This is a genomic window from Kosakonia oryzendophytica (assembly GCF_900094925.1).
GTDB lineage: Bacteria > Pseudomonadota > Gammaproteobacteria > Enterobacterales > Enterobacteriaceae > Kosakonia > Kosakonia oryzendophytica.
Genome location: NZ_FMAY01000005.1, coordinates 219,536 through 234,363, shown reverse-complemented (window position 1 = coordinate 234,363; position 14,828 = coordinate 219,536). Strand labels below are relative to the sequence as shown.

Below are 14,828 nucleotides of genomic sequence, written 5' to 3'. Positions count from 1 at the left end.
GGCAACAGGTGACCCGGGGCCGGAGCCCTGGATAAAGACATTCACATCAGTGTTGGAGTAAGGCTTTTTCCGCCAGCAGCGCGAAATAACGCGCAGCGCCTTCAATGAGCTGCTCATCGGGATTAAACGCCGGATGATGCAAGCCGTATTCGCTGTTGCTGCCGATGCTGACAAACGCGCCGGGAATATGGTGTAAGTAGACTGCAAAGTCTTCGCCGCCCATATGCAGGTCGGCCTCTTCGGTGCGATACCCGTGCCAGTCGGCAACATCGCGGGCAAAGGTGGCCCATCGATCATGGTTCACCAGCGCGGCGGGTCCCTCAAACCAACGGACCGCAATCTCCGCATCGAACGCTTGCGCCAGTCCGGCGGCAATGTCGTTAACGCGGCGTTTTACCTGGTCGCGTACGGTAATCTGGTGCGTCCTCAGCGTCCCTTCCAGCTCCACCGCTTCCGGCAACACGTTCCAGGTGTTACCGCCCTGAATGCGGGTGACGCTCAATACCACCGACTCCAGCGTGTTGATATTGCGGCTGGCGATACTTTGCAGCGCGACCACTAACTGACTGGCGAGCAGGACAGCATCGTTGCCCTCGTGTGGACGCGCGGCATGCGCACCTTTACCGGTGACCTTCAGCGAAAAGCGATCCACATTGGCATAAAAGGCCCCACTACGTGTGGCAAAGGTGCCCACCGGCAATCCTGGCTCATTGTGCATGCCGAAAATGGCGTTCACCTCATCCAGCGCACCAGCCTGGATCAACCGTTTCGCACCGCCGAAATTCTCTTCCGCCGGCTGAAACAGAATACGCACGCGACCTGCCAGTTGTGGCTCTTTCTCTTTCAGCAGCAGTGCTGCGCCGAGCATCACACTGGTGTGAACGTCATGTCCGCAGGCGTGCATCACGCCGGGGTTACGCGACGCAAAAGGCACATCGACGGCTTCGTCAATGGGCAAGGCGTCGATATCCGCCCGCAGCGCTACCACCTTTTCTCCGCTGCCCACTTCGGCCACCACGCCGGTCGGCAGCGTCAGTGGAAGCAGACGTAATCCGGCGCTCTCCAGCCAGTGGCGAATACGGCGGGTGGTTTCAAACTCCTGTAATGAGAGTTCTGGATGTTGGTGCAGCTCGCGCCGCCAGTTGATCAGTTGTCCGGCAAAACTCATCCTGCCACCTCCTGAGGGGTATGCGCTTCAGCGAACGCCTCCGCCAGCAACTGTAATGAACGGATTCGCGCCGTCCCTTCAGCGATGGGGGTGTCGATAATAAATTCATGGATGCCATAGTGCTGATGCAGCGTGTCCAGCCCGGCCAGCACCGTTTGCGGCGTTCCGGCAATCAGTGACGGTTCCCGGCGCGCAATACGTACTACCGGGCTGCCTGCCTGACGAGCGAAAGCATGCCCTTGCGCTTCACTGGCGACGCTAACCCGTTGACCATTGGCTAACTCCACACCCCAGACTTCCACTTGCTGCGCCAGTGCATCGGCCTGCGCTTGCGTCGCGGCGACAATCACCTGCACCGCAACGAAGGTATCGCGCTGGCTGTGTTGTTGCCATTGCGTGACAACGTCACGAAGAAGCGTTTTATCGCCATTCAAATGTGCTGCGAAAACAAAGTTCCAGTCCAGCCGGGCCGCCAGTTCGGCGCTTTCGAGGCTGGCACCGAGCAAGAAACCCGCAGCACGCTGCGCAGGCAATGGCGTGGCCAGTACCGTGTCTTCTCCACTTTCCTCTTTCGCCAGCGATAACCAGTTATCCAGTTGCGCCAGTTGATCGGCAAAACTGCCCTTCTCCTCGCTGTGCACACCCTGCTGCAATGCGCGGGTGGAGAGCGGTAATCCGCCCGGTGCTTTGCCGACGCCGAGATCGACCCGTCCTGGCGCAAGGGTTGCCAGCAGATTAAAGTTTTCCGCGACCTTGTACGGGCTGTAGTGTTGCAGCATCACGCCACCGGAGCCGACGCGAATACGTTGGGTCTGACCGAGGATCCAGGCGATAACCAGCTCAGGAGACGGGCTGGCCAGTTGCGCGGTGTTGTGATGTTCGGCTATCCAGAAACGGTGATAGCCCCATTTTTCCGCACGCTGAGCCAGTTGCAGCGTACGATTCAGGGCGTCCTGCGCGGTTTCATGTTCCGCAATGGGACTTTTATCCAGCAGACTCAGACGATAAGACATGCAGCGCACTCACGTTAGAAAAGAGGCTTTTATTATTAGGACGCGCTGAATTCGCTGTGAAACAATTAATTTACATTAAATAAGCAAAAAATTAGCAAAGTAAGGGCATGCAGGCGCTGTGGTGAGTGTTAAGGCTTAGGGTTAAAAGAAGACGATTGTTCTGATTTGTTAAAATCCGTTTGGCCGCTCACGGTTATTTCTGTTGCATTTTTCGCCATTATGAATCAGTTACACTACCTGATACCGGTGACCTCACAATTTCCACTAATACTCGCCGTCTTTCTGGTGTGTATGTTTTGCGTCAGTAATCGATTGCGGTTACGATGCTGCGCCATGTTTTGTCTTATCCATACGCAGAATGACTGGAAAGACAGGGCGTTTACCCGACGGGGCAATCGTTTGGTTAGCCATCCCGAGGGTTGAGGAACTCAGCAAGGTTCAGACAGGTGAACAGGTAAACAATGAAAAAAGATCACAACCACGCTGCCGATCATCACGCGGCAAAACGACGCTGGCTTAACTCTCACGAAGAGGGCTACAGCCGGGCTATGGGTAACCGTCAGGTACAGATGATCGCCATTGGCGGCGCAATCGGTACCGGTTTATTTCTGGGCGCAGGCGCCCGACTGCAAATGGCGGGGCCATCGCTGGCTATCGTCTATTTGGTTTGCGGTATCTTCTCTTTCTTTATTCTGCGTGCACTGGGCGAACTGGTGTTGCACCGTCCTTCCAGCGGCAGTTTTGTCTCGTATGCCCGCGAATTTCTGGGTGAAAAAGCCGCGTTTGTTGCCGGCTGGATGTACTTCGTGAACTGGGCGATGACCGGTATCGTGGATATCACCGCTGTGGCGCTGTATATGCACTACTGGGGCGCATTTGGTGATGTCCCGCAATGGGTATTTGCACTGGGCGCGCTGGCGATCGTCGGCACCATGAACATGATCGGCGTGAAATGGTTCGCCGAAATGGAGTTCTGGTTTGCGTTGATCAAAGTGCTGGCGATTGTGGTATTCCTCGTTGTCGGTACGATTTTCCTCGGCACCGGTAAACCGCTGGACGGCGGCACAACCGGCTTCCATTTGATTACCGACAATGGCGGTTTCTTCCCGCACGGACTGCTGCCTGCGCTGGTACTGGTTCAGGGCGTGGTCTTCGCCTTTGCCTCCATTGAACTGGTCGGTACCGCGGCGGGCGAATGTAAAGATCCGCAGACGATGGTGCCCAAAGCCATTAACAGCGTGATCTGGCGTATCGGTCTGTTCTACGTCGGTTCTGTGGTGCTGCTGGTACTGCTGCTGCCGTGGAATGCCTATCAGGCAGGTCAGAGTCCGTTTGTCACCTTCTTCTCCAAACTGGGTGTGCCGTACATCGGCGACATCATGAACATGGTGGTGCTGACCGCTGCGCTCTCCAGTCTGAACTCGGGTCTCTACTCTACTGGCCGTATCCTGCGCTCGATGTCGATGGGTGGCTCCGCACCGAAATTCATGGCGAAAATGAGCCGTCATCACGTGCCTTACGCCGGGATTCTGGTCACCATTGGTGTCTACGTTGTTGGGGTGTTCCTGAACTATTTGGTGCCGTCGCAGGTCTTTGAAATCGTTCTGAACGTGGCATCGCTGGGCATTATCGCATCATGGGCGTTTATCGTGATTTGCCAGATGCGTCTGCGTAAAGCCATCAAAGAAGGTAAAGCGGCGGATGTGAGTTTCAAAATGCCGGGCGCGCCGTTCACGTCATGGCTGACCCTGCTGTTCCTGTTCAGCGTATTGGTGCTGATGGCGTTCGACTACCCGAATGGGACTTATACCATCGGCTCGATCCCGCTGATCGCCGTTCTGCTGGTTGCTGGCTGGTTTGGCGTACGTAAACGCGTGCAGGCTATCCACAGCACTGCGCCGGTTGCGCCGAATGAAGAAACAAAAACGCCGCTCGTAGAAGAAGCGTCACGCTCGTAACCCCTCCCTATTGTGAACAAGCCTGCGCCCCGCGCAGGCTTTTTTTATGTCTGCGAGCCTTACTGTGTGCACGTGCCGGTGTGTATCCAGTCCGTTATCCCGCTTAGCGCGCCCGGTGCCCAGGCGTACTGACCGGATAACAGAAACACCCCCTGCTTCCAGAGTGGCCATTGGGAAGGCAGTTGATAATCAAACCAGCGACTTCTCAGTAAGCCGTGCGTTGCGCCAGCAACCGGTTTGATGCAGCGCACAGTATTGGCCGGTAAGTCCGCCGCCCATACCGCGAGTGTTTCCTGTGGGTCAACATTCCTGTCGTCCTTGCCCATCAGGATCATCACCGGCGTGTGCATGCGGGCAATGGCACCCCTGGCATCAGCAAAGGCATTACGGCGCTCAAAATCATCCCGGTTACAGCTCACCTGGCACGGGCGTAACGCCGCTTGCGGGGTAAACTGTGTCGCGAAATCAATGCTATCACGGGCCACGGCCTCACGGATGTTTTGTTCTGACATGCCTTCCCGGCTGAGTCGCTGGCGCAGATAATAGCTCCCCTGATCGCGCCAGTTGATCGCTGCGCCAACCAGTATGGCAAAATCCGCCTTCGCGAAGGCGCTGGCGTCGGGAACAACCCAACCCGCCTGGGAAAAGCCGAGGAAGCCAACGCGACTCGCGGCCAGTTCCGGCATCTGTTTAAGCTGTTGCAGCATAAAGGCAGCTTCGTGCGCGCGATCATCCATGGTTTGCGCCAGCCAGTTTCCCTGACTTGCTCCCACGCCTGGCTTGTCCCAGGAAAACACCGCAATACCCTGAGAGACAAGATAGCGCACAAGCGGCAGATAGCCGCCGTCCGACCAGCGATCCTGTGCCCCATCGCCATGCACCAGCAATACCACTGGCGGTGAAACCACGCCGTGCGGAACAATTAACGTTCCTTCAAGCCGGCTCTGTTGATAATCCACCTGCAAGGTATGTTGCTGCGCATCCGTCGGCAGCGTGAAGTCCGTTAAGCGGTAAACACCCAACGCACCCAGCGTCAGTAGCAGGCCCATCACGATAACCAGGCAATTACGCATCGCTTTACTCTTCCGTCAGTCATAAAAAAGCTCCCCGTAGGGAGCTTAAGCGATGGCGAGATTACAGCGCAATGCGGATCACATCATCCGGCTCGGTGGCTTCTTTTTCACGGCTGGAGGCCTGTTTCACACTGACAAACAGCGTCTTGCCGTCTGCAGAGAGTGCCAGACTGTTGGGGTGAGTCGGTGTGTCGAAGGTTTTGACAACCTTGTAGGTTTTGCCGTCGATAACGCTGACTTTCCCGGCTTCGCGGTGGGTAACATAAGCTTCATTACGCGTCGGGTTAAACAGCACCGCCAGTGATTCTGGCACGGCGACTTTCTGTAACACGTTACCATTGCGGGTATCAACCACCAGAATTTCCGCCGCTTTGGAATCGGTCACAAAGGCACGGTGGCCCGCTGTGTCGAGGCTCAGGTTCAAATAAAAGTGTTCTTTACCGTCATCCTGAAGTTTTTTACGTGCGATGATGCTGTTTTTGCCGGTATCGACAGTGATCAGTTCACCGTCACCGTTGGTGGTATAGAGGCGTTTTGCTGCCGCGTCGATCGCCAGCCCGGTGCTGTAGGTGCCGGTCTGCGTAATGGTGGTTTTCAGTTTCAGCGTTTCGCCATCCACGACCCAGATTGCACTCTCTTTCCCGACCCCGGTGATATACACCGTGTTGGTGTTCTCATCGACCGCCAACTCGCGCGGCTGCAACGGACGCACGGTTTCAGAGCGTTTGCGTGCATCCAGCACCACACGTCCTTTTATGATGCCGCTTTTGGCATCGATCGCTGTGATCGTGCCATCGGTAGTATTGCCAAACCACAGGGTTTGCGTGCGGGTGTTGATCGCCGCGCCAAACGGTTTCAGGTCGCTGTGAATGGACTGTGTGATCGCCAGCGTTGCTGGGTCGAGGCGGTACACCACCCCGCCTTTATCGGTTTTTCGGCTTTGTGCCGTTGCCAGCCAGAGCGCATTTTCCTGCTGGCTAAAGGCCATTTCATACGCCCCTTTGCCTACGGCTTTGCGCAGCATCTCTTCTGCTGCCTGTGTGGTGAATGACGCCGCCAGCAGTAGTGAGCCGAGGACCAGGGAATGCCGCAAACGCGGCGAGCATAAATGACGTAAAGACATGACGACTCCCTTTGATTAACACGATTGTTATTTTTCACACGCTTCCAGTGTGCGACGCCACAGCCTCGCTTATTGTTATAAGTGAGAATAGTAATCATTAATGACAGTAATGTGGAGTCATAATTTTTGAAAAGGCGTTATCTCGGTTTACTCACTGCGCTTATTATTAACGTAATGTGCGCTTAATGTTTTCAAATGATTAACATGCGATTTAACATATTGTCGTATTTTCCTATTAGTTCGTTTTATAACCCGGTTCCGCCATGACTATTTTTTCCACCACCAGGCTCACTTTGCCGGCCTTGCTGCTCCCGGCTCTGGTGCCCCCTTCGGCTTTTGCCGATGAACAAACCCTGATTGTCAGCGCCACACCCCACACCGTTTCTGAACTGGATACGCCTGCTGCTGTGAGCGTTGTTCAGGGCGATGATATTCGCCAGGCCACGCCACGGGTCAATTTGTCTGAGTCACTGGGCAGTGTCCCCGGTTTGCAGGTACAGAATCGCCAAAACTATGCACAGGACCTGCAATTGTCGATTCGCGGGTTTGGTTCCCGCTCAACCTATGGCGTGCGCGGTATCCGCATGTATGTTGACGGCATCCCCGCCACCATGCCGGATGGCCAGGGGCAGACATCGAATATTGACCTCAACAGCGTGGAAAGTATTGATGTACTGCGCGGCCCGTTCTCGGCGCTTTACGGTAACGCGTCTGGTGGTGTGGTGAATGTCACCACGCAAACCGGAAGGGAACCGGCGACGATTGAAGCCAGCAGTTATTACGGTAGCGACGCCAGTTGGCGCTATGGAGTGAAAGCCACCGGCGCGATGGGTGATGGCACCCATGCCGGGGATGTGGATTACACTGTCTCCAGTACCCGTTTTGTGACGCACGGTTATCGCGATCGCAGCGGTGCACGTAAAAATCTGGCGAATGCCAAACTGGGCGTACGCATTGATGATGCCAGCAAACTGAGCCTGATTTTTAACAGCGTGGATATCAATGCCAACGATGCGGGAGGCTTAACCCAATCCGAGTGGCGAAACAATCCGCGCCAGTCTCCACGCGCCGAACAGTACGACACACGCAAAACCATTAAACAAACCCAGGCGGGTTTACGCTATGAACGCCAGCTCAGTGCACACGATGACCTGAGCGTGATGATGTATGCCGGAGAGCGTGAAACCACGCAATATCAGTCCATTCCCCGGGCACCACAACTGAATGCGCAGCATGCCGGGGGTGTGATCGACCTGACACGTCACTATCAGGGGATCGATACACGCTGGACGCATCGCGGTGAGCTGGGTGTCCCGGTGACGTTTACCGGTGGGCTGAATTACGAAACCATGACCGAACAGCGCAAAGGCTATGAAAACTTTGTGATGAGCGGCACGACGCCTCTCTACGGTCGTGAAGGCAATCTGCGCCGTGACGAGCGCAATCTGATGTGGAACGTTGACCCCTATCTGCAAACCGGCTGGCAGTTAACCGAAAAGCTGGCGTTAGAAGCTGGCGTTCGGTACAGCTCCGTGTGGTTTGACTCCAACGATCATTACATTACTGCGCGGAACGGCGATGACAGCGGCGAGGCGAATTACCATAAATGGCTCCCGGCAGGGTCGCTGAAATATGCCGTCACCGATGCCTGGAATGTGTATGTCGCCGCCGGACGTGGATTTGAAACACCGACCATTAATGAACTCTCCTACCGTTCCGATGGCCAGAGCGGACTCAACTTTGCGCTGAAGCCGTCGACCAACGATACGGTAGAAGTCGGCAGTAAAACCCGTATCGGTAATGGTTTACTGACGGCGGCGCTGTTCCGTACTGATACGGATAATGAAATCGTCACCGATACCAGCAGCGGAGGTCGCACGACCTATAAAAACGCCGGGAAAACCCGTCGCCAGGGTGCTGAGCTGTCTCTGGATCAGCAGTTTGCCGGAAACTGGCGGGCTAAAGTGGCATGGACCTATCTTGATGCCACCTATCGTAGCGAGGTGTGCAATGACGCCGACTGTAACGGTCACCGTATGCCGGGTATTGCCCGAAATATGGGCTTCGCATCGCTGGGCTGGATCCCGGATCAAGGCTGGTACGCCGGTGCGGATGTACGGTATATGAGCGACTTGATGGCGGATGATGAAAACACCGCGAAAGCGCCGTCTTATACCGTGGCGGGCCTGAATACGGGCTACAAATTTCGCTATGGCAACTGGATGATGGATCTCTTCGGGCGTATCGATAATCTGTTTGACCGCGAATATGTGGGGTCGGTGATCGTTAACGAGTCGAATGGGCGTTATTACGAACCTGCGCCGGGGCGTAATTACGGTGTGGGCTTGTCGGTGGCTTATCAATTCGAATAACACGGAAATCGGGGTCACCCGCCGCCGGGCGGGTGACCTCTTAATGCTTACGCAGTTCTATCCAATACACTATTGCTATACATGCATCCTTCCCTGTTTTTGGGCGAGCCAGTCTTCGGCTGCGGATAAAAAAACATCTCTTGCTATCATTTATTGTGCCACTCCGGCATTCATTCTGGTCTGAAGATGACGTTTTCATCGCCTGATTCATGTCAGGGCGGCGTTCGTCGTCAACACACCTCTGCAGTCCCGTCATCGTTGCGCCGCAAAGCGTTACATCAGCAAGCCAACTGAGAAAAAGGGGTTGTTATGAAAGTATCAAAATGTCTCTGTGTTGCGTTGTTTTTTTATACAAGTACATCCCTGGCGTGGAATTATCAGGGACATCAAATTATTGGTGAAATCGCTGATACGTTAATTGCGGGTTCGAATGCTGAGCGGCACGTCCGCGAAATACTGGGCGAAGGTATGACGTTAAAAACCGTATCCGTGTGGGCTGATTGCGTGAAATCGGTGAAGCACAACGACAACAACGGTCGCTTTTACTACCAGGAAGATGGCAAATATGCCGAGTGCGCTATTTTTAAAGATCGCACTCCACTGGTGGACTATGTGAAGCGCAATTGGGATCAATGTACCCCCGGGAAAACGGTTAAAAACTGCCATGGATATTACCATTTCACCGATGTTGCTATCCAACGGGACGCCTATCAGCAGGGAGAATATGGCACCTCAAATCATGATGTTGTGCAGGCTATCAACGCCGCAGTCCGCGTGTTACAAGGGGGCACAGCCCCTGCACCGTTTGACATTGCAGATAAAAAAGAGGCGCTGCAACTGCTGGTACATTTCGTAGGCGATGAAACACAGCCGCTCCACGTGGCGGCCATTTATCTTAATGATCAGGGACACCCCATAGACCCCGACCGGAGTGACTCTGCGCAAGGCACAGATACTCGCGGAGGCAACGATCTGATCGCTGGCAATACAACGCTTCACGCGCTGTGGGATATGCCGCCGAAACGCTACACGGAAAAAGAGGGATGGAAAGCGTTGCTGCCCGGCGCAACGGCTATACCCGCGCCGACAGGCGATCTCTCCACCTGGCCGGCGCAATGGGCCAGCGATACGCTCGTTAATGGCCGTGCCGCTTTCCAGAATGTGGTGTTTGGTAAGAAAACGGGGGGGAACTGGTCGGTAGAGTATCAACCCGATTACACCGCGCAGCGGGAAGCTCTTCAGGCAACGCAGCTTGAGAAAGGCGGCGCCCATCTGGCCTGGCTTCTGAAAGCCCTTTGGCCAGATAACTGATGCACGGTCATTTTGCCGGTAAGCAAAAATGAAAAGCCCGGTAGCATGGCGCATCCGGGCTTTTTGATTGGCTCACTGCGTGTTTAGAAGGTTGTCCAGCCCTCTTCGCTGACGGCCGTTTCACGGGGTTCCGCTTTTGCTTTCAGGTTCGGCTTGATCGTCGGTTTCCCTGCGGAAGCCGGTTTCGCGCCACCCTGTTCAAGACGAAACGTGGCGACCAGCTCTTCCAGCAGACGCGCCTGCTCTTCCAGCGAACCTGCCGCAGAGGAGGATTCGCTTACCAGTGACGCGTTCTGTTGTGTGGTGCTGTCCAGCTCGCCGACTGCGCGGGCAATCTGTTCGATACCCCGGCTTTGTTCTTCGGAGGCGGAAGAGATTTCCCCCATAATGTCATTCACCCGGGTGACGGACTGCACCACCTGATCCATGGTTTCCCCTGCTTTCGCCACCAGTTCGCTACCGATGTTAATACGGGAGACGGATTCACTAATCAGCTGTTCGATATCTTTCGCCGCCTGCGAACTGCGCTGAGAAAGGCTGCGAACTTCGCTGGCCACTACCGCAAATCCCCGGCCCTGCTCACCTGCACGGGCGGCTTCCACAGCGGCGTTCAGCGCCAGGATGTTGGTCTGGAAAGCGATGCTGTTGATCACCGCGGTAATATCGGCAATTTTGTTCGAACTGCTGTGAATATCGCCCATGGTATCCACCACTTCGCGCATCACGCTGCCACCTTCGCTGGCGGTTTTCGACGCCTGCGCCGCCAGACTGCGGGCATTGCGGGCGTTATCGGCGTTGTTTTTCACCGTGGCGGTCAACTGTTCCATGCTGGCAGCGGTTTCCACCACGGCGGCGGCCTGCTGCTCAGTACGGGAAGAGAGATCGGTGTTGCCTTCGGCGATTTCCGTCGCCGCGCGTGATACCTGACTTACGCTGTTGCGTACTTCATGGATCATGTCGCGCAGCGTGTCGTTCATACGCCCCATGGCACCGGTCAATTGCCCCAGCTCATCTTTGCTCTGCGCCTGAATATTCGAACTGAGGTCGCCGCTGGCAATACGCTCCGCCAGCGCCAGGTTACGGTCAATCGGACGGGTGATTTGACGGATAACCCACCAGGAGACAATCACGCCAATCAGAATCGCAATCACACCGATGATTGCCGCAATAGAACTGGACGTGTACGCTAGCTCATCGTTATGGGCTTTGACCAGTGCAATGATCTGTTTGAGTGAGGCGCTGCTGTTGTCGCCGCCGACCTTAACTTTATCCTCCGCCGCTTTCAGTGCCTGCCAGGCGGTAAAGTAGTTCACGCTCAGATCGCGGTATTTCACCGTATCATCCCACAGGGATTGCAGCGGTGACTTCAGCTCCGCCGGCAATTGACTCGCCAGCGCCTGTACGCTTTTCTGCGTCTGGCTAAAACGTGTATCCAATGCGTCGCGGGACGCCTGGCTCGGGCTATAACGTACTACCAGCGCTGCATCACGCACGGCGCTGATGGCGAACAATTGTTCGTAAACCTGCGTCATCAGGTTGGCATCGGCGAGCGGTGCATGGATAAGCGCGGTGTATCGTGCGGAGAGATCGCTTGCGGCCAGTTTGTCCAGCGCATCGCGTATAGCGCGAATGTCACTGGTGGCTTTTTGCATCTCGCCGATGCTGCTCTGGAACGTATTAAGGTGGCCCGCCACATCGTTGATGATCTGCTTTTCAGACGCAGACCAGGAGAGTGCGTCCGCGCTGGCGGTTAACTCGGAAGCGTGACGTACATAGTTGGACATCACCTCTCCGGATTTATCATCACCATAAAAGTATTTCAGGCGGTTTATCTTCGCCTGAAATACTTCAATGTTGATGTTATACATCAGGTTTGTTTTTTCGTAGACGTCGCGTATTTCTTTAAAGCGCAACATACTGAGGATGGTGGCGATGGCAACCAGGAATAGCACCAGACCAAACCCCACTGACAACTTTCTGCTGATTTTTATATTACTCAACCGCTGGCTAAATGACATTCAGGACTCCTTGCTAAACAGCAAATGTTAGCGCCTAACTGCGCCAACATTTGTTATCGGCACACTGTGCAAGGATTTCAGCCTTAAGCGAGTCTTATCAGTGAAAAACGTGATACAGATGCTCCCCTTACGCAAATTTTAGCCGGGGAGCATGTATATTTGACTTTAAACCATAGGTTTTATCAATTATCACTCAGCGATGGAACTGCTTGTTGATAATGGTTGCGCCCTCATCAATGGCTCGCCATAGCGCTCTTTCACTGGCAAAACCATCCCCTTCTTCGAGTGCAGCGAGCAGGTCACTGTAATCATGCCCGCGTGATAACTCAGCCGAAGACGGATAAAGATAATTAAAACAAGGGCCGATACGGACCCATAATTGTTCGATAAGCGCAGTTAATGTTGGCATCCCCGCTTGTTGGTAAACGCTAAAGCGAAATGCGCGATTGGCCTGTAGCGTTTGTTCGGTGTTGCCACTTTTTAACGCTTCATGGAAGGAGCCCGCCAGCATCCGCAGTTCCCTGATTTTATCTTTGGTCATATTCTGGCTGGCGGAGCGCGCAGCCATACCTTCCAGGTTTTTTCGAATCAAATTGATTTCGTTATAACGTTCAAGGCTGACCTCCGGAACAAGAAACGCCTGGGCGGGAGTGGCATGCAATGCACCGGCGGAGACCAACCGCAACAGTGCTTCGCGCACCGGTGTAATACTGGTGCCAAGTTGATCTGCTATTTCTTTCGTAATGAGACGTGCGCCAGGTTTGAGGGCGCCAATAATAAGCGCACCTTTCAGACTGGCTTCAACTTGCATAGTGAGGCTGGTCCGCTGCGCTTTTTCCAAATCAAGCATGTTTGCATCCTGTTTAAATTCTTATCTATTATCAGCCTGGTAGCGTGTCCGTGATCTTTTTGCAAAGAATATATTATATAAACACATGCCTGGTATTGGATTGTCGCTTAAAAGTAGAACAAATGTTATTTATTATGCACAACCACCAGGAACTGCCTTCACAAGGTCATCAGTTCCTTATGCTTGTATAATTAAAGACGTTTTTTTAGATTTTGCACAATTTATGATGGCGGTTTTTTACCGCCATCGTTTGCTTAGCTTTCTGCGCCTATTTTGACTACCGCTTTGCCAAAGTTTTTTCCTTCGAGCAGGCCGAAAAAGGCGTCCGGCGCGTTCTCCAGCCCTTCTGTCACATGTTCGCGATAGTGGATTTTTCCTTCACTCACCCACTGCCCCATTTCTTGCTGAAATTCGTTTAGGCGGTGACCATAATCCTGGTTAATAATAAACCCTTGCAACCGGATTCTTTTTTTCAGCAGCGTGGCCATTAATAGCGGAATACGATCGGGTCCGGCGGGAAGCTCGGTTGCGTTATAACCACTCACCAGCCCACAAAGCGGAATTCTCGCCGCAGTATTTAATAACGGCAGTACGGCATCGAATACTTTTCCACCGACATTTTCAAAATAAATATCGATACCTTGTGGACAGGCCGTTTTCAGTTGTTGGGCAAAATCTGGCGCATGGTGATCGAGGCAGTGATCAAAACCCAATACATCCACAGCGTGGCGACATTTTTCACTGCCCCCGGCCACTCCCACTACATGGCAACCTTTCAGTTTGCCGATTTGCCCAACGGTCGAGCCGACCGGCCCGGTAGCGGCAGCAACGACCAGTGTTTCTCCGGCTTTCGGTTGACCAATATCCAGCAGTCCCATATAGGCGGTAAAACCCGGCATACCAAGCACACCCAATGCCCACGAAGGGTGCTGCGGGTTTGCGCCCAGATTTACCAGTCCTTCACCACCCGAAATGTCATAGTCCTGCCAGCCGCTGTAGCCTAATACCCAGTCCCCTTCAGCAAAGTCCGGGTGCAGCGACGACACCACCCGGCTAACCGTACCGCCGCACATCACTTCATTTATTTGTACCGGCGGCGTGTAGGAAGGCGCATCGCTCATACGCCCGCGCATATAAGGATCTAAGGACAAGTAAACCGTACGCAGCAACACCTGGCCTTCTCCAGGGGTGGCAATGCTGTCTTCTTCCAGACGGAAATTGTCCGCGTTCGGCGCGCCATGCGGGCGTGAAGCCAGCACCCAACGGCGGTTACGGTGAGATTGTTGATTCATTCTGCACTCCTCTGCTTGTCAGACTAACTATTGATACTAGTCGCTGACAGCGCGGTGTGCGTTTCCATTACGAGCTGGAATGGTTAAGTCGCACAACCAGATAATGGCACGGCGCATCACTTTCGTTGATAAACCGGCAATCATTGGGGGGGCCCAGTTCCAGACAATCCCCGGCTTTCATTTCGTGGCGCGTGTCCCCTTCCTGAAAAACCAGCTCGCCTTCCTGCAACCAGATTAACTGGCGCGCCAGCGCATACGAGGAGGCTGGCATCGGGATGTTGCTGCCCGCAGGCAGTTCAATGTGCACGAGATCGATAGGCAAATCGCTTCTGGGGGAGACGTGGCGTCGCAGATAGTGGCTTTGCGGATCGCGCCAGACCGGTTGATCGGCATAGCGCAGCAGTTTTCCTTCCTGCATTTCCGCACGTGCAATCAGCGTTGACATACTGATGCCAAACGCGCCGGAAAGCCGCGCCAGCAGTGCCGCGGTTGGGCTGCTTTCTGCACGTTCTATTTTGTGGATCATCGCCCGTGACACCCCGGCGCGCTCCGCCAGTTCACTGAGCGACCAGCCGCGGGATTCGCGTTCGACACGAATTCGTGCACTGATCCGTTGATTTATAGTGTCTGAGATAGTATTCATATCGTAA

11 protein-coding genes are annotated in these 14,828 nt (G+C 54.3%); 3 read left to right on the top strand and 8 right to left on the bottom strand.

Going from position 1 to position 14,828, the window contains the following annotated elements; translation table 11 throughout:
* Nucleotides 1-46: 46 nt before the first annotated feature.
* Nucleotides 47-1,168, bottom strand: a complete 1,122-nt coding sequence (locus GA0061071_RS10980; protein WP_088237574.1) for an amidohydrolase — start codon at nt 1,166-1,168, stop codon at nt 47-49.
* Nucleotides 1,165-2,181: an MsnO8 family LLM class oxidoreductase gene (locus tag GA0061071_RS10975; protein ID WP_061495956.1), complete on the bottom strand. Its 1,017-nt coding sequence runs from the start codon at nt 2,179-2,181 to the stop codon at nt 1,165-1,167. Before GA0061071_RS10975 ends, GA0061071_RS10980 begins: the two co-directional genes overlap by 4 nt.
* A 461-nt stretch (nt 2,182-2,642) precedes the next feature.
* On the opposite strand from GA0061071_RS10975, the gene ansP reads away from it, so the two are divergent.
* Nucleotides 2,643-4,139: an L-asparagine permease gene (gene ansP / locus GA0061071_RS10970; RefSeq protein ID WP_088237575.1), complete on the top strand. Its 1,497-nt coding sequence runs from the start codon at nt 2,643-2,645 to the stop codon at nt 4,137-4,139.
* Nucleotides 4,140-4,198: 59 nt separating this feature from the next.
* Here ansP and GA0061071_RS10965 read toward each other — a convergent pair whose 3' ends face one another.
* Both GA0061071_RS10965 and yncE read right to left on the bottom strand, forming a co-directional pair.
* Nucleotides 4,199-5,212, bottom strand: a complete 1,014-nt coding sequence (locus GA0061071_RS10965; protein ID WP_088237576.1) for an alpha/beta hydrolase family protein — start codon at nt 5,210-5,212, stop codon at nt 4,199-4,201.
* Between the two features lie 61 nt (nt 5,213-5,273).
* Nucleotides 5,274-6,335, bottom strand: a complete 1,062-nt coding sequence (gene yncE, locus GA0061071_RS10960; RefSeq protein WP_061495961.1) for a 7-bladed beta-propeller protein YncE — start codon at nt 6,333-6,335, stop codon at nt 5,274-5,276.
* A gap of 263 nt (nt 6,336-6,598) precedes the next feature.
* Between yncE and pqqU the strand changes: the two genes are divergently transcribed.
* Together pqqU and GA0061071_RS10950 are read left to right on the top strand one after the other, a co-directional pair.
* Complete coding sequence (pqqU, locus tag GA0061071_RS10955) at nt 6,599-8,707, top strand: TonB-dependent receptor PqqU (RefSeq protein WP_088237577.1); 2,109 nt, start codon at nt 6,599-6,601, stop codon at nt 8,705-8,707.
* 309 nt (nt 8,708-9,016) lie between these two features.
* Complete coding sequence (locus GA0061071_RS10950) at nt 9,017-10,018, top strand: S1/P1 nuclease (protein WP_088237578.1); 1,002 nt, start codon at nt 9,017-9,019, stop codon at nt 10,016-10,018.
* 83 nt (nt 10,019-10,101) lie between these two features.
* Here the strand turns inward: GA0061071_RS10950 and GA0061071_RS10945 are convergent, their stop codons facing one another.
* From GA0061071_RS10945 to GA0061071_RS10930, 4 genes are all read right to left on the bottom strand, one after another.
* A complete protein-coding gene (locus GA0061071_RS10945) occupies nt 10,102-12,036 on the bottom strand; it encodes a methyl-accepting chemotaxis protein (protein WP_088237579.1) in 1,935 nt (644 codons plus the stop codon).
* A gap of 193 nt (nt 12,037-12,229) precedes the next feature.
* The gene (locus GA0061071_RS10940; RefSeq protein WP_061495969.1) at nt 12,230-12,886 is read right to left on the bottom strand and encodes a GntR family transcriptional regulator; all 657 of its coding nucleotides are present in this window, start codon (nt 12,884-12,886) and stop codon (nt 12,230-12,232) included.
* 254 nt (nt 12,887-13,140) lie between these two features.
* A complete protein-coding gene (locus GA0061071_RS10935) occupies nt 13,141-14,178 on the bottom strand; it encodes an NADP-dependent oxidoreductase (RefSeq protein ID WP_061495971.1) in 1,038 nt (345 codons plus the stop codon).
* A gap of 67 nt (nt 14,179-14,245) precedes the next feature.
* The gene (locus tag GA0061071_RS10930) at nt 14,246-14,821 is read right to left on the bottom strand and encodes a helix-turn-helix domain-containing protein (protein WP_061495973.1); all 576 of its coding nucleotides are present in this window, start codon (nt 14,819-14,821) and stop codon (nt 14,246-14,248) included.
* Nucleotides 14,822-14,828 lie beyond the last annotated feature (7 nt).

Excerpts from the sequence above, each read along its gene's own strand:
- GA0061071_RS10935 (WP_061495971.1), bottom strand. The coding sequence starts at position 14,178 with ATGAATCAACAATCTCACCGTAACCGCCGTTGGGTGCTGGCTTCACGC.
- yncE (WP_061495961.1), bottom strand. The coding sequence starts at position 6,335 with ATGTCTTTACGTCATTTATGCTCGCCGCGTTTGCGGCATTCCCTGGTC.
- GA0061071_RS10940 (WP_061495969.1), bottom strand. The coding sequence starts at position 12,886 with ATGCTTGATTTGGAAAAAGCGCAGCGGACCAGCCTCACTATGCAAGTT.
- GA0061071_RS10975 (WP_061495956.1), bottom strand. The coding sequence starts at position 2,181 with ATGTCTTATCGTCTGAGTCTGCTGGATAAAAGTCCCATTGCGGAACAT.
- GA0061071_RS10980 (WP_088237574.1), bottom strand. The coding sequence starts at position 1,168 with ATGAGTTTTGCCGGACAACTGATCAACTGGCGGCGCGAGCTGCACCAA.
- GA0061071_RS10965 (WP_088237576.1), bottom strand. The coding sequence starts at position 5,212 with ATGCGTAATTGCCTGGTTATCGTGATGGGCCTGCTACTGACGCTGGGT.
- GA0061071_RS10950 (WP_088237578.1), top strand. The coding sequence starts at position 9,017 with ATGAAAGTATCAAAATGTCTCTGTGTTGCGTTGTTTTTTTATACAAGT.
- pqqU (WP_088237577.1), top strand. The coding sequence starts at position 6,599 with ATGACTATTTTTTCCACCACCAGGCTCACTTTGCCGGCCTTGCTGCTC.
- GA0061071_RS10945 (WP_088237579.1), bottom strand. The coding sequence starts at position 12,036 with ATGTCATTTAGCCAGCGGTTGAGTAATATAAAAATCAGCAGAAAGTTG.
- GA0061071_RS10930 (WP_061495973.1), bottom strand. The coding sequence starts at position 14,821 with ATGAATACTATCTCAGACACTATAAATCAACGGATCAGTGCACGAATT.
- ansP (WP_088237575.1), top strand. The coding sequence starts at position 2,643 with ATGAAAAAAGATCACAACCACGCTGCCGATCATCACGCGGCAAAACGA.